Genomic DNA, 24,725 nt, shown 5'->3' with positions numbered 1-24,725 from the left:
GGAGAATCTTCGTGTCCGTCGCCGTCTCCACTCTCGACGGTGCCGACCTGCTCGACGCCTACACGGCCACGCAGTCGTCGGTGTTCGTGTCGCCGGGCGGCACCCTGCTCGCCGAAGGCGTTCACGAGGAGGTGAACACGTCCGGTCTGGACGGCCTGCCCGAACAGGTCGCCGACGTGTTCGCCACCTGCGGGCACCCGGTACGGACCGTCGTCGGCGCCGTCCCGTTCGCCCCCGACGCCCCGGCCCGCCTGATCGTCCCGGAGCGTCTGCGCCGGGCCGCCGTGATCGGATCGGCCCCGGCGGTGCCGCCCGCGTCGGCCGCCCGGGAGAGCCTGCCGCCGATCCCGGATCCGGGGTACGTCGCGGCGGTCGCCCGCGCCGTCGAGGACATCCGGGCCGGCGCGTACACCAAGGTGGTGCTGGCCCGGGCGCTGCGGCTGGCCGCCGACGGGTTCGACCCCACCCCGGTGGTGCGGGCGCTCGCGCTGAGCGGCGCCGGCAGCTACACCTTCGGCATCGACCTCGGCGGCGGCCGCACCCTGTTCGGCGCCAGCCCCGAACTGCTGGTCGCCCGGCACGGCCGGACCGTCAGCGCCAACCCCCTGGCCGGTTCGATCCCGCGCAGCACCGACCCGGCCGAGGACGCCCGCCGCGCCGCCGGCCTGCTGGAGTCCGCCAAGGACCTGCACGAGCACACGTTCGCCAGCGAGGCCGTCGCCGAGGGCCTGCTGCCGTTCTGCCGCGATCTGCGGGTGCCGTCCGAGCCGACGCTGACCGCCACCCCCACCATGTGGCACCTCGGCTCGCGGATCACCGGCGAGATCCGGGACCCCGACGTGTCGTCGCTGGCCCTGGCCACCGCCCTGCACCCGACGCCCGCGGTGTGCGGCACCCCGGCCGCCGTGGCCCGCCGGGCGATCGCCGAGCTGGAACCGTTCGACCGGGGTTTCTTCGCCGGCATGGTCGGCTGGAGCGACGCCTCCGGCGACGGCGAGTGGGCGGTCACCATCCGCTGCGCCACGTCCGGCCCGGACGGCCTCGAGGTGTACGCCGGCGCCGGCATCGTCGCCGCCTCCGACCCCGACTCCGAACTCGCCGAGACCACCGCCAAGCTCGGCACGATCCTGACCGCGCTGGGAGTGTTCGATGTGGCCTGACGACTTCGCCGACCGCTACCGCAAAGCCGGTCACTGGACCGGGCAGACCTTCGACGACCTGCTCCGTACCGCCGCGGACAGGTTCGGCGACCGCATCGCTGTCGTCGACGGCGAACGCCGGATCAGCTACCGGTCACTGCGCGAGCGCGCCTTGCGGCTCGCTGCCGGTTTCCACAACCTCGGGGTACGCCATGGCGACCGGGTCGTGGTCCAGATGCCGAACGTCGCCGAGTACTTCGACGTGATCTTCGCCTTGTTCCGGCTGGGCGCCCTGCCGGTGTTCGCCCTGCCCGCGCACCGCGCCGCCGAGATCGGCTACTTCTGCTCGCACACGTCGGCGACCGCGATCGTGACCACCGACGTGTACGACGGCTTCGACCACCGCACCCTGGCCGCGGTCGCCGGCTCCGCCCGGATGATCGTGGCCGGCGACCCGGGCGACCACACCGCCCTCGCCGACCTCTACGTGGACGGTGACCTGCCGCCCGGCCCCGTCCCCTCGGACCTGGGTTTCCTCCAGCTCTCCGGGGGCAGCACCGGCCTGCCGAAACTGATCCCGCGCACCCACGACGACTACCTCTACAGCGTCCGGGAGAGCGCCGGCATCTGCGGGCTCACCCCCGGCAGCTCCTACCTGGTCGTGCTGCCGGTCGCGCACAACTTCGCGATGTCGTCGCCCGGCGTCCTCGGGGTCTTCCACGCCGGCGGCACCGTGGTCCTCTCCACCACGCCCGACCCGGCGACCGTGTTCCCGCTGATCGCCCGCGAACGGGTCACCATCGCCGCCCTGGTCCCGCCGCTCGCCCTGCTCTGGCTCGACGCGGCGGAACGTCTCTCCCCGGACCTGTCCAGCCTGGAGGTGCTGCAGGTCGGCGGCGCCAAACTGCTCGACTCGGTCGCCGCGCGGGTCGGCCCGGTGCTCGGCTGCAAACTTCAGCAGGTCTTCGGGATGGCCGAGGGACTGGTCAACTACACCCGCCTCGACGACGGCGACGACATCGTCCTGCACACCCAGGGACGGCCGATCTCCCCCGACGACGAGGTGCTGATCGTCGACGACGCCGACGTGCCGGTGCCGGAGGGGGCCGTCGGGCATCTGCTGACGCGGGGCCCGTACACCATCCGGGGTTATTGGAACGCAGAGGCTCACAACCGGACCGCGTTCACCGCCGACGGCTTCTACCGCACCGGCGACCTGGTCCGGCGGGTCGGCGGCGGCTACCTGATCGTCGAGGGCCGGGCCAAGGACCAGATCAACCGCGGCGGCGAGAAGATCGCCGCCGAGGAGGTCGAGGACCACCTGCTCACCCACCCGGCCGTGCACGACGCGGCAGTGGTCGCCCTGCCCGACGACTACCTGGGTGAACGCACCTGCGCCTTCATCGTGGTCAAGGACGGCGCGACCGCCCCGCGGCTGCCGCAGATCCGCGCCCACCTGCGGGACCGGGGACTGGCCGCCTTCAAGATCCCGGACAAGCTCCGGGTCGTCGACCGCTTCCCGGTCACCGGCGTCGGCAAGACCAGCCGCCGCGAGTTGCGCACCCTCCTCCGTGACCTGGCCACCACCCCCGGCGCCTCCTCTGCCGCCACCCCTGGCACCTCGAAAGGAACCGACTGATGCTTCCCCGCATCACCCCGTACCACGTTCCGAGCGGCTTCACCCGTTCCGCCGGCAAGGTGGACTGGCGGGTCGAGCCGTCCCGGGCCGCGCTGCTCGTGCACGACATGCAGAACTACTTCCTCGCCCCGTTCGGCACGGCCGACAACGCCCTGCTCTCCAAGGTGATCGGCAACATCACCACGCTGCGCGAGCACGCCGCCCGTACCGGAATCCCGGTCTTCTTCTCCGCCCAGCCCGGCGGCCAGTCGGCTGAGGAACGCGGCCTGCTCCAGGACTTCTGGGGCGACGGCCCGCCCGCCGACCCGCGGGCCCTGGCGATCACCGACGCCCTGCGTCCCGCCCCCGGCGACGTGGTCCTGACCAAACGCCGCTACAGCGCGTTCGTCGGCACCGACCTGGCCGACCGGCTCGGCTCCCGCGACCAGCTGATCGTCACCGGCGTCTACGCCCACATCGGCGTCCTGGCCACGGCTCTGGACGCTTTCATGCGCGGCATCCAGCCCTTCGTGGTCACCGACGGGGTCGCCGACTTCAGCCCCGCCCACCACGCCGACGCCCTGCGCCACGTCCAGACCCGCTGCGGCGTGATCAGCTCCACCAGCGACCTCACCGCCGACCTGCTCACCCCCGCCGCCTGACCTCGCCGGCGGCCCTCGAACAGGCCCGGTGTGCCGGCCCTTCCTCGGTCCCGGCACACCGGGCCGTCCCATCGGATCAGCCCTCCGGTCCTTCCACCGCCGTAAGGAACCGGTGCATCCCCGACGACGGATTGTCGTGCGGAAAGGACACACCCGCGCTCGCATGCCGATTGTCGAGCCGGAGCGCCCGGCGAGCGGCCTCCTTGCGCAACGGCATGTAGAAGCCGGCGTCGATGCCCTTGCCTTTACGCCCTTCCAGCGCCCGGCTCGCTCTCTCGACCACATCGGTGTTGTCGAATCGCGGATAGTCTCGGTGATGCAGGATCAACCACAGCTCGAAGCACGGGTTGGAGACCGCCAGGTTGATGTCATGTGCCTTGGCGAGTGTGGTGGCCGCGTGCAGACTCGGATGGTTCTGCGGCCATTCGACGTCGAACAGGCACCAGCACTCGTCGACCTCGGGGTCCTTCTTCCGCTCGACCGCCATCCGCACCAAGGTGATCGGCGCTCCCTGTTCAGGGTGGATCTCCAGGTTGAGGGCCGTGTTCTGCTTGACGTGCGGTAACCGTTTGATCCCGTTGACGTAATCCGGCTCGGACTTCTCTCCTTCGCAGAAGACCACGACGGTTCGCAACTCTGGACGCTTCCCCGTCACACGCTTGAGCGGCTTGCCGCCCCGTCGACGTTGGCTCACGCCCCCGGAACTCATCCGATAAGGCCCAGTGCGCGCAGCAAACTCGTCTGATCGACCTGTGGAAGCGCGCCGAATCGTCCGTGCAGATAGGCGCTTTCAAGGTTCTGCGATCTGCGTACCCGTTCCCCGGCGAATTCCGCCAGAGCGCCCAGCCGGGTGGACCCGTCGGGACGTTTGTCGGTGAGCCAGACTTCGTCCCTGTTCAGATGGCCGAGCAGGCTCGTGTCATGGGAGGTGAAGATGAGCTGCGCGCCGTGCGGGTTGAGCGTCCGGCTACCGAAGATCTTTAGCAGTTCCGCGGACACCGTCGGGTGAAGGCTGCTGTCGAGTTCGTCGAAGGCGATCGTCGAGCCCTGCTGCAGAGCCTCAAGGACAGGGCCGATCATCTGGAACCAGATCCTGGTTCCTTCGGATTCCGCCGCGAAGTCGAGGGGGAAGGTGCGTTCTCCGGCTTCATGGATGAGGCGCATCCTTCGCCGTCTCATCCGGACCCTCGGAGCGTCGTCGGGGAACAGCTCTTCCTGATCGATGACGACGTCGGAAATCCCCAGGTCGGCGAGTCGGAGCATGGCCAGTGCGCGCTGGCGATCCCCTTCCAGCTGCTGCGCGTCCTCGAACAGCCGCATGGTTTCCCGGGTGCTCAAGAATCCTGGGGTGAGCGACCGGGACGGGCTCTTGATCATGCGTGACTGCAAGGAGAGGCCGAAAATCTGAATCTGCGAGAGCTTCGTGGCGAATTCGGCCACCGGAGCCTCGTTGAGGCGGCGTGCGACGGACAGCGCCAGGGTGGTCGGTGTGAGCAGTTCGCGAGTGCCGGACAGGCCGCCGAGGCCTCGTTGTACTTTCAGATCGAGATCGTCGCGTTCGAAGATCCGCCGCCGCTTCTTCTCCGGGTAGTGGAACAGCCCTTCGTAGTGGACTTTCTCCCGGCCCAGAGCGAGCAGGTATTCGAACCGGATGCCGTCGATCAACAGCTCGAGCACGAACTCCGTGGGCCGAGCCTCTTCGCTGAAGGCGAAGGGGTCGACGGGGATCTCGTCTTCCCAGGAGCGCAGGGAGTGCACGACCGCGTCTCGCAGCCAGGCGAGCGCCGCGATCACGTTCGATTTCCCGGAAGCGTTGGGGCCGTAGATCGCCGCGACCGTCAGCAGGCTCTCGCCGAGATGAGGTGCCTCCCGGGCACCCTCGCGGTCACGGTCGACCGCCACCATCGACAACTCCACGTTCTCGTCGAGCGAGCGGAAGTTCGATGCCTCGAACCGGATCAACACCGCTCCACCATACCTGTTGCTCTTCTGCCGACACGAAGGCATTCTCGCCAGAGTCTGACGAAAACCGGGCCTTATCAGCGCCTCTCGTGCTCAATGGAGCCGTCTTCTCGACGCCCGCGGCCGCGAACGCCTCGGCGACGTCCTCAGCAGAACTCTCGGACCAGCTGCTGCTGCAGGGTGATCGCCGACTGATCCGGCACCGCCTGCCAGCAGAAGTCGAAGATGCCGTAGACCACGTCGCCGACCAGGCCCTCCGGGGCTTCCTGGCAGGCGATTAGGGCGGTCATAACGGAATGCACGGCCAGGTCACCGGCGTCGGCCTGCACATCGAGGAACGAATCGACCAGATGCTGCGGCAGCTCCGGTCGTTCCCGGCCGGCCGCCACCGCTGCCCGGCCCGCCGTCAGCGCGGCGGTGATTCAGTTGAGGGCCTCGGGTGGCTCGATCGGGTTCAGGCGTTCTACCGTGCCCTCGATCGCCCGGATCGCCAGGGCCAGTCCGCGCCGCCGGTCGAGCCCGGCGAATCGTGCCCGTAGAGGCGCCATCTCGGTGTCCCAGTGGTACGTCACTCGCCCATCCTCGCCGTGCCGTGACGGCCCGGACAGCCGGGGCCGGACCGGTCAGATCTGGCGGTTACGGCCGGCGGCCATGCCGGCGATGATCTGCGGGATGGTCAGGGCGACCATGAAGCCCAGCGGCAGCCGCCAGCCGCCGGACCAGTCGTGCAGGGCGCCGACCAGGATCGGGCTGGGGATGGCGATGAGGTAGCCGACGCTCTGGGCGAAGGCGGACAACCGGACGACCGTGCCCGGATTCTTGCCGCGCAGCGCGATCATGGTCAGGACCAGGGGGAACGCGGCGTTGGCCACGCCGAGGAGGATCGCCCACAGCCAGGGGGCGGCGGCGGGGGAGACCCACAGGCCGGTCCAGCCGGCGATGCCGAACAGGCCGAGGGCCAGGGCGATGTGGCTCTGCGAGCGCAGCCGGCCGGCGTACGCCGAGAGCAGGAACGACAGTGGCACGCCGAGCAGGGAGGTGACCGCGAACAGCACCCCGGCCAGCGATGGGGACAGGCCGGCGTCCCGGTAGATCTCCGGCAGCCAGCCGATGATCACGTAGGCGGAGGTGGACTGCATGCCGAAGTACACGGCGAGGGCCCAGGCGACGGGGTGACGGCTCACCCGTACCGCGGGTGGGTCTGCGGAAGCCGCACCGGCGGTGGCGCCGCGCGAACGGGCCAGCAGCAACCACGGGGGAAGCGCGACCAGTGCGGCGAGTGACCAGATCGCCAGGCCCGTCCGCCAGTCGTCGCCGAAGGCGCCGGTGATCGGGACGGTCGCCGCGGCGGCGGTGGTGGCGCCGATGTTGAGCGCCACCGAGTAGAGGCCGGTGACGGTGCCGACCTGATCCGGGAACCGGTCCTTGACGATCGACGGCAGCAGCACGTTGACCAGTGCGATGCCGGCCAGGGCGACGGCGCTGAACAGCAGGAACGGTGCGGGATGGCCGGTGTACGGCCGGATCGCCAGGCCGGCGGAGAGCAGCAGCAGACCGGCCAGGATCACCCGGGACGGGCCGAACCGCTGGGCCAGCCGGGGCGCGGCCAGGCCGATCGAGGCGAAGCAGACCACCGGCACGGAGGTGAGGAGCCCGGCGACGGTGGCGCTCATGCCGAGCCCGGTGCGGATCTCGGTGAGCACCGGGCCGATGCTGGTGACCGCGAGCCGGAGGTTGACCGCGGCCAGCAGCAGGGCCGTCAACGCGAACAGGCTGCCGGTACGGGTCTTCTCACTGATCACCACGACACCCAGCGTATCGGGTGCTCGCGGTCACACTCCTTACACCGTCGCGGCTTGTTCCTGCTCACGCTCGACTTGCTGGTTCCACTCGCGCTTGCTGGACTGCCAGCCGTCCTCGTTCAGGCCGCGTCGCCAGTACCCCGAGATGGACAGCTGATCCATCGTCAGACCGCGCTCGAGACGCAGGTGCCCGCGCAGCTCCTTGACGAACGTCGCCTCGCCGTGCACGAACGCCTGCACCCGCGCGTCCGGGAAGGTCAGCCCCTTCACCGCCTCGACCAGAAGCTCGCCGACCTGCCGGTCGCCCCGGTGCAGCCAGACGATCTCGGCACCGGCCGGCGCCTCCAGTTTCTGCTCCTCGTCCGGGCCGGCGACCTCGATGAACGCCGTGGCCGGCACTCCGTCGGGGATCCGCTCGAGGGAGGCGGCGATGGCCGGGAGGGCGCTCTCGTCGCCGGCGAGCAGATGCCAGCCGGCCTCGGGGGCCGGCAGATAGCCGCCGCCGGGACCCATGAACCGGAACGCGTCGCCCGGTTTCGCGGACGCCGCCCACGGCCCGGCGATGCCCTGGTCGCCGTGCACCACGAAGTCGACCCACATCTCGCCGATCTCCGGCAGCCATTTGCGCACCGTGTAGGTGCGCACGACGGGCCACTGCTCACGCGGCAGCGTCTCCCGGATCACGCCCTGGTCGAACGGCTGCGGATAGGTCACGCCGGGAAGCGGGAAGAGCACCTTGATGTAGTGATCGCTGAACTGCCCGGCCTCGATGTGAGCGAGCGCGTCACCGCCGACCACGACACGCACCATGTGCGGGGTCAGCTGCTCCACCCGGGTGACCACACCCTCGTGGGCCGGTCGCGCGGGTCTGGTCGCCATGGTCGCACCTCACTGCCATCGGGAAGATCCGGCAGGTAAGGCTACCCTTATTCCGGGCGTTCAACCGCCCCCGTGCAGGTATTCGTGAAAGTCTGCCACCCCGGGCCGCCCTCCGGCACCGCTTGCCGGAATCTTCCGGCCATCCGGCCCGGCAAGGCCAAGAAGCGGATGTGGTACGCCGTGAGCCGCCCCGCGCCGGACCACGACGCCCGTGGCAATCCCCGGCGACGGGGCTGCGGCGTACGACCGCAACGCCCCTCACGGGCGAAGCGGCCCATCAGGATCGGAGAGCGGGCAGGACGAATCCTGCCCGCTCCGGGATCACCGCCAGTTGTTACGGGGCCGGGCCCGCAGGAACGCCGTGATCACCAGGCCGACCAGCAGCAGCACCGCGCCGCCACCGACCCAGGCCAGGTTGTTGCTGATCAGGTCGAGCGGCCCGCTCTGCTTCGCCGGCGGCTCGGCCAGGGTCTCCGAGGTGCCCGCCGGCTTGTCGGGCGCGCCGTCGCCGTAGTCCTCGGCCAGGGCCGGCCCGTCGGTCTCGGTCGCGCCCGGATCCGGCTCGTCGAACTCCGGCGCGGTCGTCGTCGCCTTCTTCGTCGTGGTGGTCTTCGGGGCGTCGTCACCGCCCGTCGTCTCGCTCGTGTCGTCCTCGGTGGTCGACTCCACCCTCGCGGGCGTCCGGGTCGGTGTCGGCGCGGGGGCCGTGGTGGCCTTCGTGCCGCCGTTGTTGCCGTTGTTGCCTGCGGCGTTCGCGTCGTCGTCGCCGGCCGCGGTGGTGGTACGCGTCGCCCGCGGCGTCGCGGTCACCGTCGTGCGGTTCGGCGTGGCGGTCGCGGTGGCGCCACCGCCCGGCGTCCCGGCCGGCTTGGTCGTGGCGGGCTTGGCCGGTGCGGTCGTCGGCGGCGTGGTGGGCTGTGCGGCGCCGTTGTCGTCCCCGCCGCCGTTGTTGTTGCCGCCCCCGTTGTTCCCGCCGTTGTTGCCGCCCCCGTTGTTCCCGCCGCCCTGGTTGCCGCCGTTGTTGTTGCCGCCGTTGTTTCCGCCGTTTCCGCCCTGGTTCCCGCCGTTGTTTCCGTCGTTTCCGGCGGCGCGGACCGTGATGCGGACCGAGTCGAGCGCGGGCGTCTGGTTGGCCCGCTCCATCATCGGGATGCGGTGCGAGCCGTCACCTGCCCACGACGAGCACTGTGCCGTCCCTGCCTGCGGCAGCCCCGGCACCTGGATGGTCACCGTGTCCGGGTCGGCGCCGCCCCGGCTGTCCTCGGTGGCGACGAAGAACGCCGGCACCGGCGCGGGCTCGGGCGCCGAGCGGGTGCTGTCGAGGATCCGGCAGGCGGTGTGGAAGTGGCCGCGCACCAGGCCGTTGCGCAGCACGCTGCTCTCCACGTAGTACCCGCCCTGCCCGGCCGCGAGGAACCGGTCCCGGATCAGGTTGCGGGTGCTGATCTGCAGGGTGAAGGGCTGGCCCACGGTCACGTCGCGCGGCGCCTGGGTGATGAGCAGCGTCGGGTTGTTCGCGGCCGCACCGACCTCACCGAACTCGGTGGACACGCATCGTTCGCCGCGCTGGAAGCCGTCGTGCGGCGTCAGATCGCTGTCCACGCAGGTGTCGGTGAGGATGGTCAGGTTGTTGCCGACCACCTTGCCCTTGCCGCTCTGCCCCTGCTGCTGTTGCTGCTCGCCGGGGGTGTCCGCGGCGGAGGCGAACTGGGTGAAGCCGATGACCCCACCGATCGCGGTGAGCACTGCGCCGGCGGCTAGCAGCCGGGTACGTCGTTGACCCGAGCTTCGCATGACGAGACCTTCTTTTCCCCTGAATTCCGGTCACTCGGCGCCGGAGCGGGCGCCGACGCCCGAACGTTAGGAGCAGGTCTCACAGAAAGCAATTCCGCAGCGTGAATTAGGGAATTCTTACGGCGAACTTAAAATAAATTTGTGGGAGCCGGCCCGAACCCCCGGCATCAGCCGAACGGATGATGTCCCGGGTTCACGCGATCTCAGCCGTAGCTCTCTGACCTGGGAGAGTAGCTGATAGTACGGTGAACGTGAACATCCCCTAGCCGGGCCAGTGCCCGCGTGCCGCATAGACGTCCCGCAGCACCTCGATACGGTCGGTCATGATGCCGTCGACCCCCATGTCGATCAACCTTTCCATTTCCGCGGGATCGTCGATGGTCCACACGTGCACGGCTAATCCGAGCCGGTGCAGATAGGCCAGGAAACGCGGCGTGAGCACGGTGACGCGGCCGTGCCGGACCGGGATCTGGGCGGCGGCCACCGACGACGGCAGGCGCAGCGGCAGGCCCACCGTGGAGGCGATCCGGAGCCGGGCCACCGAGCCCATGCCGAGGGAGGTGGCGAGCCGGGCGCCGCCGAGGGCGCGGGCCCGGGCGAGGCGGGCGTCGCTGAACGAGGCGAGCAGCACCCGGTCCTCGGCGCCGGTGTGCCGGATCGAGGCGACGGCCGGCTCGACCACCGCGTCGGACTTGACGTCGACGTTGAACCGGATCTCCGGCCAGGCGTCCAGCACCTCGTCGAGGCGGGGCACCACGGACGCCCCGCCGACCCGGACGGTGGACAGGTCGGTCCAGGTCAGGTCGGCGACCCGGGCGCGCTGCCCGGCGACCCGGTCCAGGTTCGCGTCGTGGATGACCACCGGCACGTGGTCGGCGGTGGCGTGCACGTCGGTCTCGATGTACCGGTATCCCATCGCGGCGGCCCGCCCGAAGGCGCCGGCGGTGTTCTCGTCCCCGGTGGCGGCGCCGCCACGGTGAGCGAAGGCGAGCGGCCGCGGAGCGTCGAGGAACGGGTGATCCACAGGGGCAGTATGCCGGGCTTGTTGCACAGGTGTAAAAGACGACTCGGGCCATTGACCGGGGCGGCCCTCGTGATGATCCTTGTCCACAGTTCGCGGGGTGGCGGCCCGAGTGGGAGAGGTGGCTCGAACTGGACACGATCGAAGGCGACGTGACGGTCCGGCGGCCGTTGTGTTCGCGTGCGCTCAAGACCCGGCTGGTGACCCGGCGCTTCGGCGCCCGGCGGGGCGCCCGCCTGCGGTCCGTGCCGAGATGGCCCCGGTTGCGGTGGCCGGCCCAGCCGGCCGGGAGCCGGGCGGGCTGAGGCGGTGACCGGGCCGGCCGTGGTGATCATCGGTGCAGGGATCGTCGGATGCGCGCTGGCCGACGAACTCACCGCCCGCGGCTGGACCGCTGTCACGGTGCTGGACCAGGGCCCGCTCTTCGTCACGGGCGGGTCCAGCTCGCACACGCCGGGCCTGGTGTTCCAGACCCATCCGTCGCGGACCATGACCCGGCTGGCCCGGTACACCGTGGAGAAGTACGCCCGGCTCGGCTGTTTCCAGGCGGTCGGCAGCCTGGAGGTGGCGACCGCCCCGGAGCGGCTCACCGAGCTGCACCGGCGGTTCGGCCTCGGCCAGTCCTGGGGCGTCGGCTCGGCGGTCGTCGAGCCGGACGCCTGCGCGGCCCTGTTCCCGCTGCTCGACAGGTCGATCGTGCTCGGCGGCCTGCACGTCCCGGGAGACGGTCTGATCCCGGCGATCCAGGCGGCGCAGACGCAGGCGGAACGCGCCGGATCACGCGGCGCACGATTTATCGGAAATAAGCGGGTCAGCAATATTTTATCGAATAACGGCCGGGTCACCGGTGTGCTGACCGCCGACGACGAGACCCTGCCGGCCGATGTCGTGGTCGCGTGCACCGGGTTCTGGGCCGCCGAACTGGCCGGCGTCCCGGCGCTGCCGGTGGTCCGTCAGCACGTGCGGACCACTCCGGCCGGCGCGTCCGACGGCCTGCCGATCCTCCGGCATCCCGGCCGTGACCTGTCCTTCCGGGCGTACGGGGACCGGTTCGGCATCTGCGCGCACCGCGGCGACCCGATCCCGTCCGGTCTCGACGACCTGCCCGGCGATGGGCATCCGGCGAAGCTGCCGTTCGTGCCGGAACGGTTCAAGCAGTCCTGGACGGCGGCCACCGAGCTGATCCCGGCGCTGCGCGGCACCGCCCTCGACGACGCCTCCGGCGGGGTGCTGGCGGTGACAGCGGACGGGTTCCCGCTGCTCGGCGAGGTGGAGGCGCCCCGCGGACTGTGGACCGCCGCCGCCGTCGAGGTGGCGCACTCGGCCGGCGCGGCGAAGGCGCTCGCCGAATGGATCGTCGACGGGCGGCCCGGCATCGACCTGCGCGAGTGCGATCTGCACCGTTTCACCACCGGTCAGCGTGCTCCGGCGTACCTCCGGGCAAGTCTTTCCAAGCCCGTCCGGGGCCTTCTGACCGGGCCGTTCCACGCACGCCAGGCCGAGCTGGGCGCGGTCTTCGGCGTTGCGGCCGGGTGGGAGAGGCCCCTCTGGTACGACACCGACCCGCCCGCCGGCGACGCCCGCCCCGGTTCCCCGGCGGCCGGGACCGAGGCCCGGCTGACCCGCCGCAAGGTGGGCCTGTTCGATCTGACCGCGGCCACCCGGATCGAACTGACCGGTCCGGTGGGTGGCCAGCCGGTGGGCTCGGTGATCGAGTCCGGCGCGATGATCGTCGCGCGCCCCGCCGAGCACCGCATGCTGGCCGTCGGTGGCCCGCTCGACCTGGACCGGCTGCGGCGGCAGGCCCCGCCGGGGGTCACCGTGCGTGACGTCAGCGGGGGCACCTGCGGCCTCGGCGTCTGGGGGCCGGTCGCCCGGGAGCTGGTCGCGCCGCTCGCCGGCTGGCGGACCACCGGCGAACCGGACGCCTGGGAGGGTTTCCTGGGCATGGTCCCGGTGACCGCGCTGCGGTCGCCGGTTCTGGGGGAGCCGGGCTGGGAGATCTACACCGCAGCGGGGTACGGCGCCCGGCTGTGGGACACGTTGTGGGCGGCGGGCCGGGAGTTCGGGCTGATCGCCGCCGGTCACCTCGCGTTCGAGAGTCTGCGGCTGGAGGCCGGCCGGCGGGTCGACCCGGAGGCCGAGGACCGGGCGGTCCCGGACCGCCGGCTGACCTGCCTGCTGCCGGCCGGGGACGGGGAGGTCCCGGCCGGTGGTGAGCCGGTGTACGCGGGCGGTTTCGTGGTGGGGCACGTGGCTGAGGCGGCGTACGGCTGGACCGTCGGCGCCCCGATCGCGTACGCCTGGTTGCCCGCCGTCCTGGCCGCCCCCGGCACGCAGGTGGAGATCGGATCCGCCGGTCGCCGGCTGCCCGCCTCGGTGGTGGCGGAACCGCTCCTCGACCGGGAGCACGCGGCGCATTCCCGCATCACTCGGTAACCGGTTAGGCCGGGATATACCGCATTTTCCCGATTTTCCGACATGCACTGGCCCTGCTGTGCCTACGATCGGTGACGACTCGCGTGGGATCACCATCCCTCGGGGGTAAATAGCGCGACTCGCTCACACGGCTTCGCGGACTGACCTAGCTTAGGCCAGGTCTAAGTCGGGCAAAGCCGTTGAAAGGGAGCATGTCGTGCGCTTTTCTCGTTCGTCCAGGACCGTCCGGGGCGGTGTCTGGGCCTCCGCCCTGCTTTCCATAGTGGCCGCGGTGAACGCGGGATCGGCCGGAGCGGCCGGCGCCGACCCGTCGTACAAACCGCCACTCGCCCTCAACGGAACCGCCTCGCTGATGTGGCGCGCGGGTGACGACGAGCGGGTCATCCGCCTCACCGACGGCGGCTACAAGCAGGTCGGATCGGCCTGGAGCACCCAGGCGGTGGACGTCAACAGCTCGTTCGAGACCGCCTTCACCGTCCACATCCGGGACGGGAAGAAGGGCGCCGACGGCATCGCCTTCGTGGTGCAGGGCGAGGGCCCGCGGGCGCTCGGCGGCTGGGGCGGTGGCATGGGCTACCGGGGCATCCACGACAGCGTGGCGATCGAGTTCGACACGTACCAGAACCCGAAGGACCCCGACGACAACCACCTCGCGGTCGTGCTCGGCGGCAGCCCGGAGCACCCGTCGGTGGTCGGCCGCACGACGGTCCCGCTGAAGGGCCGGCCGTTCCGGGCCCGCGTCAACTACGACGCCGACACCACCCGGCTGCGGGTGTACGTGCGCCCCGCCGCCAACGGTGCGAAGGAGCAGCTCGTCCTGGACCACGCGATCGAACTGGCCGACCGGGCCGGCATCGACCGCGCCTGGGTCGGCTTCACCGGATCCACCGGCGATCTGACCGCACGCCAGGACGTCTACCAGTGGACGCTCGGCGCCCCGCAGTCCTGACCGCGCGCCCGACCCCCTCCCTCTGACCGCCCTCCGGCCCGGCCCGGGCCGACTCCACCCTGCCCGATCGGAGAAAGATATGCCCACGGTCGACCGTGTGCTCCCCGCCGAGACCGAAGCCGTTCTCGAGCTCCCCGGCGTCCCGGACATCACCGCGATCCCGGAGGGGAACGCCGAGCCGGAGCCCCGGATCAGCGTCATCGTCCCGGCCCTGAACGAGGCCAAGAACCTGCCGCACGTCTTCGCCCGCCTCCCGCAGGTCGACGAGATCGTCCTGGTCGACGGCGGATCCACCGACGACACCGTCGCGGTGGCCCGCCGCCTGCGGCCCGACATCCGCGTGGTCCGGCAGAACCGCAAGGGCAAAGGCAACGCTCTGGCCTGCGGATTCGCCGAGGCGACCGGCGACATCATCGTCATGATCGACGCCGACGGGTCGACCGACCCGATGGAGATCCCGCGTTTCGTCGAAGCGCTGCGCGAGGGCGCCGACTTCGCCAAGGGCTCCCGCTTCCAGGCGACCGGCGGCAGCGCCGACATCACCCGGCTGCGCCGGGCCGGCAACAAGTGCCTGAGCATGCTGGTCAACGTCATGTTCCGGACCCGGTACAGCGACCTCTGCTACGGCTACAACGCCTTCTGGGCGCACTGCCTCGACGTGTTCGACCTGGACAGCACGTCCCCGAAGCCGGACAACGCCGACGGCCGGCTGTGGGGCGACGGGTTCGAGATCGAGACCCTGCTCAACCTGCGCGCGGCCCGCGCCGAACTGAAGATCACCGAGGTGCCGAGCTTCGAGCACAACCGCATCCACGGTGTCAGCAACCTCAACGCGCTCACCGACGGGATGCGGGTGCTGCGCACCATCGCCCGCGAGTGGCCGCGCCGGACCCGGGCCGCCCGCGTCGCGGAGCGTGCCGCCCGATGAGGATCGGTGTCGTCTCGAACGCCTATCACCCCGACATCGGCGGGGTGGAGACCCATGTGAAACGCCTGTGCGCCGGCCTGGTCGCCGCCGGCGACGACGTCGAGGTGATCACCCAGCACAGTGTCCAGTCGGTGGAGAACATCGACGGCGTGGTGGTACGCCGGTTCCCGCTCACCGTCCCGGCCGGCAACTACCGGCTGTCCGTCCCGCTCTGGCGCTGGCTGCGCGCCCACGCCGGCGAGTACGACGTCCTGCACGCCCACAGCTACCACGCCCTCGCCGCGCTCTGCGCCGCCCTGGGCAACCGGTCGCCGCTGGTGTTCACGCCGCACTACCACGGGACCGGGCACACCCGGTTCCGGGCCGCGCTGCACCCGCTCTACCGGCCGCTCGGCCGGACCGTCATGAACCGCGCCTCGGCGGTCGTCTGCGTCACCTCGGCCGAGCGGGACCTCGTGCTCCGGGACTTCCCCGAGGTCGGCAGCCGGGCCGTGGTGATCCCCAACGGCACCGACCCGCGCCCGGCGGCGACCCGCCGCCCGGCCACCGGCAAGACCCGCCGGATCCTCTGTGTCGGGCGGCTCGAACAGTACAAGCGCGTCGACCGGGTGATCCGGGCGATGACCCGGCTCGGCCCCGAGCACCGCCTCGACGTGGTCGGCACCGGCCCGTCCGCCGACCGGCTGCGCCAGCTCGCCGCCGGCCTCGGGCTGGCCGGCCGGGTGGTCTTCCACGGCCGGCTCGACGACGCGGCCTTCGAGTCCTGCGTCGCCCAGGCGTCGGCTGCCGTCTCCGCCTCCGCGCACGAGGCGTTCGGCATGTCCGTCGCCGACGCCCTGGCCGCCGGGCTGCCCACCGTCGCCACCCCGATCCCGGCGCACCGCGAGGTCGCCGGCCTGGCCGGGGACAGCGCGTGGCTGCGGTTCGCCGACCCGGACGACGAGACGGCCCTCGCGGCCGCGCTCGAAGCCGCCGCCGCGGCCGGGCGGACCCGGCCGGCGATCCTGCCGACCTGGGACGACGTGGTCGGCGCGACCCGCAACATCTACGCCGCGGTCGCCCACCGCACCACCCCCGTGGGGGCCGTCGCTCGATGATCGCTGCCACGGCCAGTCACACCGTCGGGCGGCGGGACGGACGCGAAACCGGGCCGGTCATCCGGGCCCGGTTCGCCCCGGCCGCGGCCGCCGCCAGCCTCACCATCGCCGCGGCGGCCGGCGCCACCGCCCTGGTCATCGCCTATCAGCGGGCCGCATGGGGACAGGACGGCGCGTTCACCTGGTTCTGGGCGGGCATGCTGATCTTCAGCCTGCCCGCCGTCTGGTGGGCGGTCCGGCGCGGATCGAGCGCCCGGCTGCGCCTCGCCGTCCTGATCGGCTACGCCTGCTTCACCTACCTGCCGAAACTGCTGCGCAACCCGGCCGGGCCGCTCTACCACGACGAGTACGCCCACTGGGGGCAGGCCCACGACATCCTCCTCGACGGCGTGCTGTTCCAGCAGAACCCGATCGTCCGGGTCATCGGCGACTACCCCGGCCTGCACGCCTGCGTCGCCTCGCTGGCCACGCTCACCGGCGTCACCGTCTGGCACGCCGCCGTGTTCGTCCTGGTCTGCGCGCACGTGCTGCTCACCCTCGGCGTCGCCGCGCTGGCCGGGCAGCTCTGGCCGGACGCCCGGATCGCCGCCGCGGCCGCCGTCGTCTACAGCTTGAACAGCTCGTACCTCTACTTCGACACCCAGCTCGGCTACGAGTCCCTCGCCATCGGCCTGCTGGTGTGGGCGCTGGTCGCCGCGCTCCGCGCGATCCGCGGCGGCCGGGCCGGCTGGTCCGCGCTGTTCGTGCTGCTCACCGTGGCGATCGTGGCGACCCACCACCTGACCGCGATCTGGCTCACCGGCATGCTCGGCCTGGTCGCCGTCGCCTGCACGGTCGTCAAGGCGCCGGCCCGTACCGCCTGGCTCCTGACCGCGACGTCCGGGCTGTCGGTGGCCCTGTGGATGGCAGCCGTCTCGCCGCGCACCGGCAAGTACCTCGAGCCGTACCTGGGGCGGGCCCTCGGCCAGTTCAGCGGCCTGGCCGGCGGTGGCTCCGGCGGCCGTACCCTGTTCAGCCAGTCGGTCGCCCCCTGGTGGGAGCAGTACGCCGCGTTCGCCGCGCCCGGCTGCGCGGCCCTCGCCACGGCCGGCGCCGCGATCCTGTGGTGGCAGCGCCGCGGCCGTACCGAGCCGTTCACCAAGGCGGCCTCCGCCGCGATGCTGCTGCTCGGCGCCCTCTATTTCCCGGCGACCCTGCTGATCCTCACCCCGTCCGGGGCGGAGGGCGCACGCCGGTCCTGGGCGTTCAGCTACCTCGGCATCGCCGTGGCCGCCGCCCCGTTGATCATCGCACTGCTGGACCGCGCGCGCCGCCCGATCAGCGGTTCCGGTGCGCTTCTTCTGGCCGGGTGTGGTCTGGTCATGGTCGGCAACACGGCGGCCGGGATGAATCCGTCGTACCGCTTCCCCGGCCCCCCGGTCTTCGGCTCCGACACCCGGGCCGCCACCCCGGAGGTCCTCGCCGCGTCGGAGTGGCTGCGCACGACCCACGGCCGCGGCGCCCGGCTGGTCGCCGACCGCTACTCCGGGCTGATCTTCGGTTCGTACGGCGCCCAGGAACCGTCCACCGGCTCGGAGAGCTTCCCCGCCTACGACCTCTACCTGGCCGACCCCGGCGAGCCGATGCCCGCCGCACTGATGGCCCAACTGCGCGACTGGCGCTTCCAGTACCTCGTCGTGGACCGCCGGATGGCCGAACAGGTCCCCGAAATCAAGATCTACTTCGAGACCAACGAGCCGATCCCGCACACCGCTTCACCCGGCTTCACCACGGCTCAGCTGACCAAGTTCGACACCCTGCCCTGGCTGATCAAGGTCTACGACGGCCCGCACATCGCGATCTACCGTTTCGACTTCGACAGCCTCGGCCAGACCGTCCACAGGGGGGCGCTGTGACCTATCGGCTGCTGCTTCTCGCGTACCTCGCCCTCGCCGCCCTCCTCCCGGCCGCGGGCCGCCCCTGGCTCACCGTCCCGTTGTGCCTCACGGCGCTCCTGGCCATCGGCGCCCTCTGGACCCGCGCCCTGATCTCCCCGGCGCCTTCCCCGGTAGCTTCACCGCTTCCCACGCTGCGGGCCGGTCTCGCGGCGGCGGCCGCCCTCGTCACGCTGCCGCTTCTGGCGGTGCTGCTGCACGCGCTGGGCCAGCCGGTGCGCCCGGTCCCGCTGGTCGTCGCCTGCGCGGCGCTGGCCACCCTGCTCGGCGCGACCGCCGCCACCCGCGAACATCTGACCGCACGGCGTACGCCCACCCCGGCGAGCCTCCCGGCCCAGCGCAACGGGTCCGGCGAGCCGGTTCCCGGCGTTTCCCTCACCGCACGGTCCGCGGTCGGGGAGGACCAGGCTTCGGGGTACGGCCACCCGCCCACCCCCGGCGACCATCCCTCCTCTACCTCGGGCGAGGTTTCGGCCCTGCCCGCCTCGGGTCATGTCACCGCCTTGCCCACCTCGGGCCACGTTCCTTCCCCGGTCGAGCCCGGGTACCTCCGGACCACCGTGGCCGTGGCGGTCCCCGTCGTCCTGGCGGTAGCTGTCGGAACGGTGGCGGTCCGCGCCTACCTGGAAATGCCCGGTCCCGCCGAACCGGGCTACCTGAGCGTCGCCCTCAACGGCTGGGCCGCCGGGATCGACCGCCCGGTCACCGTCCCCCGCAGCGGCCTGGTGGTCCCGGTCCGGGTGGCCAGCGCCGGCCTCGCCGACGTCACCACGGCTCTCCGGGTGAGCGTCGGCGGCCAGCTGATCACCACGAAACCGCTGACCGTCACCGCCGAGACGGTCCGCTCGGTCGGCGTCTACGTTCCGGCCCTGCCACCCGACGGCTGCCTGCGCGCGGTCAACATCAGCATCAGCCCCATCGGCACCGGCTCCACCAGCACCGGCTTTTACGCCCGCGGCGCAGCTCTTGCCACCACCACGGCCGGTGCGCGGGGGGCGGCGTGCTGATCAGGGCCGCCCGGCGGCTCTCCCGGGACTCGCTGGCCCGCAACAGTCTGTTGATCATGGCGACCACGGTGACCAACGGCGGGCTCGGATACCTCTACTGGATGCTGGCGGCGAGGACCGTACCTCCGGAAAGAATCGGAACCGCCACCGCCGTGATCTCCGCCGCCACCGCGGTCAGCATGATCGCGAACCTGGGCGCGGGGCACATGTTCATCCAGCGCCTGCCCGGCAGCGACAGCGCGACCTGGCCCCGGATCGTCGGTTCCGGCCTGCTGTGCGCCTCGGCCACCACCACGGCAACCGCCACCGCCGCGGCGCTGACCGTTCCGATGTTCTCCGGAAACTTCGGTTTCCTGACCGGTCCGATCGGCATGATCGCGCTGGCCGCCGGGGCGGTCGCGGTCACCCTGACCACCCTGCTGGACAACCTGTACGTCGCCCACCGCGCCGGCCGCGGCATGCTGATCCGCAATCTCGCGGTCGCCACCGGCAAGATCGTCACCCTGTTCACGGTCCTGGCCGCCGGTTTCCACGGCGCCGGGGCCGTTCTGCTTTCCTACGTCCTCCCCACCCTCCTGATCAGCCTGGTCACCATCGGCGCCGCGCTCCGCCACCTCCGCCCTTCCCGCCCCGGCCCCCGCGGATCCGATGCCCGTACCAGTGGATCCGGTGCTTGGATCGGCGGATCCCGGATGCGGGCATGGGCGGCCGGACTCCGGACGGAACTTCCGCACCTCGGAGCGGCGGTGACCGGCCATCACCTGATCAACCTGACCCAGGCCGGCCCGGCCGCGCTGCTGCCGGTGCTGGTCACGGCCCGGCTCGGCGCCGACGCGAACGCCCACTTCTACCTGGCGTGGATGACCGCGTCGATGCTGTTCATGGTGTCGCCGGCGGTGGCGTCGGCGCTGTACGCCGAACGCACCAACGCCGTCGCCGTCAGCGTCTCCCGCGCCGCCCTCGTGGTTCTGGCCGTCGTCGGGGCGCCCACCGCCGTGCTGCTGTTCGCCGGCGACCGGATCCTGGCCCTGTTCAGCGCGGGGTACGCCGTGGAAGCCGGCCCGCTGCTCCGGATCCTGGTACTGGCCGCGCTCCCGGACGCGGTGATCAACCTGGCCGTGGCGCACTGGCGTTCCCAAGGTCTGTTCCGCCGCTGCCGCCGCTTGAACCTGGTTCGTGCCGGCACCTGCCTGGCGCTGGCCTGGATGCTGCTGCCCGGTTCCGGGGTGGCCGGCGCGGGCGTCGCCTGGCTGGCGGGCCAAACTGCCGCCGCCCTGCTCGTAGCAGTGCTCGCAACTACCCGCCGCAAACCCCCGGCTGATCCTCACGGCTGTCTCGACGCGCTCGAGACAGCCACCACGACCAGCCGGGGTTTGACGGGGGCCGGCGAGGGTCGGGTGGGTCCGGCTGGTTCTCAGGGCTGCCTCGACCCGCCCGAGACAGCCCGGAGAACCAGCAGGGAGCGCGGACGGCGTACCGCGGAAAGGGAACGAACCGGGAGGGACGCATGAGGATCCTGCACTTGTCCAATCTCTACGCGCCGGTGATCGGCGGCCTGGAGCGCAGCATCGCCACCAGCGGTGAGGAGATGGTGCGCCGGGGGCACGAGATCACCGTTCTCACGCTGGCGACGCCGGCGGCGCCGGAGGACGAGACGATCAATGGGATCCGGGTGATCCGGGTCCGGAGTTTCGGGAACACCCTTTTTCCCGGGATGAACCGGGACCCGGGGAAGCCGTTCCACCCGACGGTCGCGGATCCGCTGGTCACCGCCGGGATCGCCGCCGTGCTCCGGGAGAACACGTTCGACCTGGTGCACAGTCACGACTGGCTGATGTACAGCTATCTGCCGCTGCACTCGGGGCCGCTCGGGCTGCCGCATGTGCACACCGCCCACGATTTCGGGCTGACGTGTGTGCGCAAGACGTTCGCCCGGCAGGGCCGGCGCTGCGAGGACGGCCCGAGCCTGGGACGGTGCGTGCCGTGCGCCGCCGACCAGTACGGGACACCGAAGTCGGCCCTGCTCACCGCCGGTCTGCGGGCGCAGCGGCACCGCGGCATCGACTGCCTGACCGCGATCTCCCGCTCGGTGGCGTCGGCGCTGAACCTGGCCCGTCTGCCCGAGGATCTGCTGCCGGTACGGGTGATCTCCAGCCTGGTCCCGGACGGCCTCGACGAGCTGGCCCGCGCCACCCCGCGGCCAACCTGGCTGCCGGACCGGCCGTACCTGCTGTTCGTCGGGCAGCTCGGCCCGCACAAGGGGATCGACGTGCTGTTCGACGCGTACGAGAAACTGCGCGTCGACACCGACGTCGCGCTCGTGTGCATCGGCACCCAGCGTCACGACACCCCACCGGTCCCGGAGGGCGTGACGGTGCGTACCGACGTGCCGCATCCGCAGGTGATGTCCGCGTGGCGGCACGCCGCCGCCGGTGTGGTGCCGTCCGTGCTGGAGGGCATGGGCCAGGTCGCGGTCGAGGCGATGCTGGCCGGCGCCCCGCTGATCGCCTCCGCCGCCGGGGGCCTGCTGGACGTGGTCGGCGACGGCGGGGACGGCGTCAACGGCCTGCTCGTGGCGCCCGGCGACGTCGGCGCCCTGCACGCCGCGATGCTGCGGGTGCTCACCGACCGTGACCTTGCCGCCCGTCTGCGCGTCAACGGTCAGCAGCGTGGCCTCGATTTCACCGCGGCCCGCGTCGTCCCCCAGATCGAGGAGGTCTACCGTGCCTGCATCGCCGCCGCCCGCTGAGTTCCCGAGGATCCTGGTCGTCGGATCCGGATGGCATTTCCTCTCCGGGATCAGCTACTACACCTGCCGGCTCAGCAACGCGCTCTCCGAACGTTTCCCGGTGGGCACGATCCTGATGCGCCGGCTGCTCCCGGCGCGGCTCTACCCCGGGCGGGAGCGTGTCGGTCACCGCCTGTCCGACCTGGCCTACACCCCGGGGGTACGGGTTTTCGACGGCGTCGACTGGTGGGCGGTCCCCAGCCTGTTCCGGGCGCTCCGTTTCCTGCGCCGTTTCCGGCCGGACGTGCTGGTGCTGCAGTGGTGGACCGGGGCGGTGCTGCACTCGTACCTGCTGCTGACGCTCGCGGCCCGGCGGCTCGGGATCCGGGTGATCGTCGAGTTCCACGAGGTCCAGGACACCGGGGAGGCCCGGCACCGGTGGGCGGCCCGGTACGTGCGCCAGTGCATCCGGCCGCTGCTGAGCCGCACCGACGGGGTGATCGTGCACTCCCGGTTCGACCGGGCGGCGCTCGACGAGGCGTACGGGCTGGGGGAGGTGCCGGCCGAGATCGCGCTGCACGGGCCGTTCGACCACCACCTGCCGGACCGGCCGGTACGCGAGCCGGGCGACGACGTCTGCCGGCTGCTGTTCTTCGGGACGATTCGGCCGTACAAGGGCCTTGAGGATCTGATCGCCGCGTTCGCCGACCTCGGCCCGCAGTACCACCTGACGGTCGTCGGGGAGACCTGGGAGGGCTGGACCCTGCCCGGCGAGATGATCGCGGACTCGCCGGTGCGGGACCGGATCGAGTTCGTCAACCGGTACGTCGCCGACGCCGAGGTCAACGAGTTCTTCGCGCGGGCCGACGTGGTGGTCCTGCCGTACCGGCGCAGTTCGGCGAGCGGGCCGCTGCACATCGCGATGAGCCACGGCCTGCCGGTCGTCGTCACCGCGGTCGGCGGCCTGGTGGAGGCCGCCGAACCGTACAGCGGAACCGTCTTCGTGCCCGCCGCCGAACCGGGTGACCTGCGGGAGGGCATCACCCGTGCCGCCGGCCTGGCCGGCCGGCGGCACGCCGATCCGTCGTCGTGGGAGCGTACGGTCGACGCCTACGCCCGCCTGCTGCACCGGATCGGGTTCCCTCAGGACCGCTCGACCGACAGCGACACGTCGTCGAACCAGACCGTCCCGGTGTTGTCACCCGACTTGAGGTGAAGCTGGACGCTGGTCGCCCCGGCCGGGGCGACCGCGTCCACGGTCAGCCGCGTCCAGTCGCTGGCGCCCTCGGCCACCCGCGCCGACGTGTGCTGCCCCAGCCAGCGGTCGTTGATGTCGAACCAGCTCAGCGACACCTCGTTCACCCCGGTCACGGCGCTGCCACGGGCCCACGCCGAGGCGTGCCAGGCCTGGCCGCCGCGGACCGGCGTCACCGGCGACGTCCGGATCGACGGCATGGCCGTGTCACCGCGGCCGGTGCCGGTGAACCGGGCCGCGTACGTCCCGGTCCGGGCCTCCCGGGAGCGCATCGCCACCCCGAGCTCGGGCCGGTACGCCCGCCACGGCGAACTCGCCCGGCTCGCTTCGAACCCCAGGTCCAGGACCTCCTCGGCCAGCGTCTCGCCGGTCCACGCGGTGCGGACCACCGACGCCGACGCCTTGGCCGTCCCGTCCGCCTTGAACAGGCCGTACCGGTACTGCGCCGGCGCCTTCGACACCGCCGAGTTCGCCGGGATGGCGCCCGCCGCGAAGTCGTAGAGCGTCCACGGCGCCACCGAGCGCACCCCGGCCTCACCTGCCGCCCGGAACACCCGGGCCAGGTACGCCGCCTGGTCGCCCTCACTGCCGGCCGACGTGCTCAGACCCGTCTCGCCGATCACCAGTGGCGCCGGGTCGACCGCTGCCTGCGCCCGGTGGATCTCGGCGAGCGCCCGCTCCGAGTTGCCGTAGAAGTGGAAGTCGTAGTAGTCGAGCGGGCAGTCGGCCAGCGACGCCTTGATCCGGGCCAGGCCGGCCGCGCCGCTCTGCCCGTCCACCGACAGGGTCAGCGGCATCTCCGGCAGGGCCGCGCGGACCGCCGGGATCAGCTCCCGCACCCAGGCCACGGCGGCCGGGTCGGCCGACTGGAACTCGTTCTTCAGCTCCACGGACAGGATCCGGGGGTCGGTCGCGTACGGCTCGAGCAGCGTGCGGGCCCAGGCCGCGCTGCCCGCGGTGTCGGCGTACGTGGCCCACCAGTCGAACAGCGTCACCTTGACGGTCAGGCCGTGCGCGTCGGCGGTGCTGACGAACTTGCGGAAGCGCTCGGCGTACTCCGGCTTCGGGGTGGGGAAACCGAAGACCTGCGGGAAGACGATGGCCCGTACGTTGTCCGCGCCGAGCGCGGCCGCCTTGGCCAGATCGGCGTCCAGGCGGGCGGCGTCGAAACCGGTCCACATCGCCGACCAGCCGGCGTTCGACGGGTAGTAGTTGATGGTCTTGGCGGCCTGCACGGCGGTGAGCCTCGACTGCAGGGTCGCGGTCGTCCCGTCCGGCACGGTGATCGGCTCGAAGCCGTCGATCGGCTGGATCGTGGCGGTGGGGGTCGCGCCGGTTGCCTCCGGCGACGCCGAGGCGGGGGCGGCCAGGGCGAGCACGAGCGAAGAGGCCAGGATCGCCGCGCAGGTGCGAGCAGTACTCACGGAGGTCAGCCCTTCACATTGCTTCAGGTGTTCGGACCCCTCCCATCGGTTGCTCCCTGGCAACGGTCAGTGCGACCTCGATGCAGT

Annotated in this window: 21 protein-coding genes; 12 read left to right on the top strand and 9 right to left on the bottom strand. The window is 71.7% G+C overall.

The window, feature by feature from the left end:
- Nucleotides 1-11: 11 nt before the first annotated feature.
- Genes ACZ3II_RS14480 through ACZ3II_RS14470 form a run of 3 tightly spaced genes read left to right on the top strand, consistent with a single transcriptional unit; the run spans nt 12 to nt 3,419 of the window.
- Entirely contained in the window at nt 12-1,160 is a 1,149-nt protein-coding gene (locus tag ACZ3II_RS14480) for an isochorismate synthase (RefSeq protein ID WP_465518112.1), read from the top strand.
- Nucleotides 1,150-2,778 (top strand): (2,3-dihydroxybenzoyl)adenylate synthase, encoded by a 1,629-nt coding sequence (locus tag ACZ3II_RS14475; RefSeq protein ID WP_465518111.1) that lies wholly within the window; start codon nt 1,150-1,152, stop codon nt 2,776-2,778. Before ACZ3II_RS14480 ends, ACZ3II_RS14475 begins: the two co-directional genes overlap by 11 nt.
- On the top strand, nt 2,778-3,419 hold the full coding sequence (locus tag ACZ3II_RS14470) for an isochorismatase family protein (RefSeq protein ID WP_465518110.1): 642 nt from the start codon (nt 2,778-2,780) through the stop codon (nt 3,417-3,419). Before ACZ3II_RS14475 ends, ACZ3II_RS14470 begins: the two co-directional genes overlap by 1 nt.
- A 76-nt stretch (nt 3,420-3,495) precedes the next feature.
- Here the strand turns inward: ACZ3II_RS14470 and ACZ3II_RS14465 are convergent, their stop codons facing one another.
- The 8 genes from ACZ3II_RS14465 to ACZ3II_RS14430 form a co-directional block, all read right to left on the bottom strand.
- Nucleotides 3,496-4,053, bottom strand: a complete 558-nt coding sequence (locus ACZ3II_RS14465) for an RloB family protein (RefSeq protein ID WP_465518109.1) — start codon at nt 4,051-4,053, stop codon at nt 3,496-3,498.
- Between the two features lie 71 nt (nt 4,054-4,124).
- Nucleotides 4,125-5,384, bottom strand: a complete 1,260-nt coding sequence (locus tag ACZ3II_RS14460) for an AAA family ATPase (RefSeq protein WP_465518108.1) — start codon at nt 5,382-5,384, stop codon at nt 4,125-4,127.
- Nucleotides 5,385-5,527: 143 nt separating this feature from the next.
- The gene (locus tag ACZ3II_RS14455) at nt 5,528-5,770 is read right to left on the bottom strand and encodes a hypothetical protein (protein WP_465518107.1); all 243 of its coding nucleotides are present in this window, start codon (nt 5,768-5,770) and stop codon (nt 5,528-5,530) included.
- Nucleotides 5,771-5,803: 33 nt separating this feature from the next.
- Nucleotides 5,804-5,953 carry a hypothetical protein gene (locus tag ACZ3II_RS14450; protein ID WP_465518106.1) on the bottom strand — a complete coding sequence of 50 codons (150 nt, stop codon included), beginning with the start codon at nt 5,951-5,953 and terminating at the stop codon, nt 5,804-5,806.
- Between the two features lie 51 nt (nt 5,954-6,004).
- The gene (locus tag ACZ3II_RS14445; protein WP_465518105.1) at nt 6,005-7,186 is read right to left on the bottom strand and encodes a CynX/NimT family MFS transporter; all 1,182 of its coding nucleotides are present in this window, start codon (nt 7,184-7,186) and stop codon (nt 6,005-6,007) included.
- Between the two features lie 36 nt (nt 7,187-7,222).
- Nucleotides 7,223-8,062, bottom strand: a complete 840-nt coding sequence (locus ACZ3II_RS14440; RefSeq protein ID WP_465518104.1) for a siderophore-interacting protein — start codon at nt 8,060-8,062, stop codon at nt 7,223-7,225.
- 321 nt (nt 8,063-8,383) lie between these two features.
- Nucleotides 8,384-9,856, bottom strand: coding sequence for a hypothetical protein (locus tag ACZ3II_RS14435; protein ID WP_465518103.1), 1,473 nt, complete (start codon nt 9,854-9,856; stop codon nt 8,384-8,386).
- A gap of 262 nt (nt 9,857-10,118) precedes the next feature.
- Entirely contained in the window at nt 10,119-10,880 is a 762-nt protein-coding gene (locus ACZ3II_RS14430; protein ID WP_465518102.1) for a glycerophosphodiester phosphodiesterase, read from the bottom strand.
- Between the two features lie 306 nt (nt 10,881-11,186).
- Between ACZ3II_RS14430 and ACZ3II_RS14425 the strand changes: the two genes are divergently transcribed.
- From ACZ3II_RS14425 to ACZ3II_RS14385, 9 genes are all read left to right on the top strand, one after another.
- On the top strand, nt 11,187-13,316 hold the full coding sequence (locus ACZ3II_RS14425) for an FAD-dependent oxidoreductase (protein WP_465518101.1): 2,130 nt from the start codon (nt 11,187-11,189) through the stop codon (nt 13,314-13,316).
- 271 nt (nt 13,317-13,587) lie between these two features.
- Entirely contained in the window at nt 13,588-14,265 is a 678-nt protein-coding gene (locus tag ACZ3II_RS14420) for an L-type lectin-domain containing protein (RefSeq protein WP_465518100.1), read from the top strand.
- A gap of 79 nt (nt 14,266-14,344) precedes the next feature.
- Nucleotides 14,345-15,193, top strand: a complete 849-nt coding sequence (locus ACZ3II_RS14415; RefSeq protein ID WP_465518099.1) for a glycosyltransferase family 2 protein — start codon at nt 14,345-14,347, stop codon at nt 15,191-15,193.
- Nucleotides 15,190-16,290, top strand: a complete 1,101-nt coding sequence (locus ACZ3II_RS14410; RefSeq protein WP_465518098.1) for a glycosyltransferase family 4 protein — start codon at nt 15,190-15,192, stop codon at nt 16,288-16,290. Before ACZ3II_RS14415 ends, ACZ3II_RS14410 begins: the two co-directional genes overlap by 4 nt.
- Nucleotides 16,287-18,185: a hypothetical protein gene (locus ACZ3II_RS14405; RefSeq protein ID WP_465518097.1), complete on the top strand. Its 1,899-nt coding sequence runs from the start codon at nt 16,287-16,289 to the stop codon at nt 18,183-18,185. Before ACZ3II_RS14410 ends, ACZ3II_RS14405 begins: the two co-directional genes overlap by 4 nt.
- A complete protein-coding gene (locus tag ACZ3II_RS14400; RefSeq protein WP_465518096.1) occupies nt 18,182-19,231 on the top strand; it encodes a hypothetical protein in 1,050 nt (349 codons plus the stop codon). Before ACZ3II_RS14405 ends, ACZ3II_RS14400 begins: the two co-directional genes overlap by 4 nt.
- Complete coding sequence (locus tag ACZ3II_RS14395) at nt 19,225-20,742, top strand: lipopolysaccharide biosynthesis protein (RefSeq protein WP_465518095.1); 1,518 nt, start codon at nt 19,225-19,227, stop codon at nt 20,740-20,742. Before ACZ3II_RS14400 ends, ACZ3II_RS14395 begins: the two co-directional genes overlap by 7 nt.
- Complete coding sequence (locus ACZ3II_RS14390; protein ID WP_465518094.1) at nt 20,739-21,980, top strand: glycosyltransferase family 4 protein; 1,242 nt, start codon at nt 20,739-20,741, stop codon at nt 21,978-21,980. Before ACZ3II_RS14395 ends, ACZ3II_RS14390 begins: the two co-directional genes overlap by 4 nt.
- On the top strand, nt 21,955-23,175 hold the full coding sequence (locus ACZ3II_RS14385; RefSeq protein WP_465518093.1) for a glycosyltransferase family 4 protein: 1,221 nt from the start codon (nt 21,955-21,957) through the stop codon (nt 23,173-23,175). The genes ACZ3II_RS14390 and ACZ3II_RS14385 overlap by 26 nt, the downstream gene beginning before the upstream one ends.
- Here the strand turns inward: ACZ3II_RS14385 and ACZ3II_RS14380 are convergent.
- On the bottom strand, nt 23,103-24,638 hold the full coding sequence (locus ACZ3II_RS14380) for a cellulase family glycosylhydrolase (RefSeq protein ID WP_465518092.1): 1,536 nt from the start codon (nt 24,636-24,638) through the stop codon (nt 23,103-23,105). The genes ACZ3II_RS14385 and ACZ3II_RS14380 overlap by 73 nt on opposite strands.
- Nucleotides 24,639-24,725 lie beyond the last annotated feature (87 nt).

The sequence above is a fragment of the Actinoplanes sp. NPDC019969 genome (genome assembly GCF_055562375.1).
The sequence above is the reverse complement of the archived record's forward strand: the minus strand, read 5'-3'. Positions and strand labels throughout refer to the sequence as shown.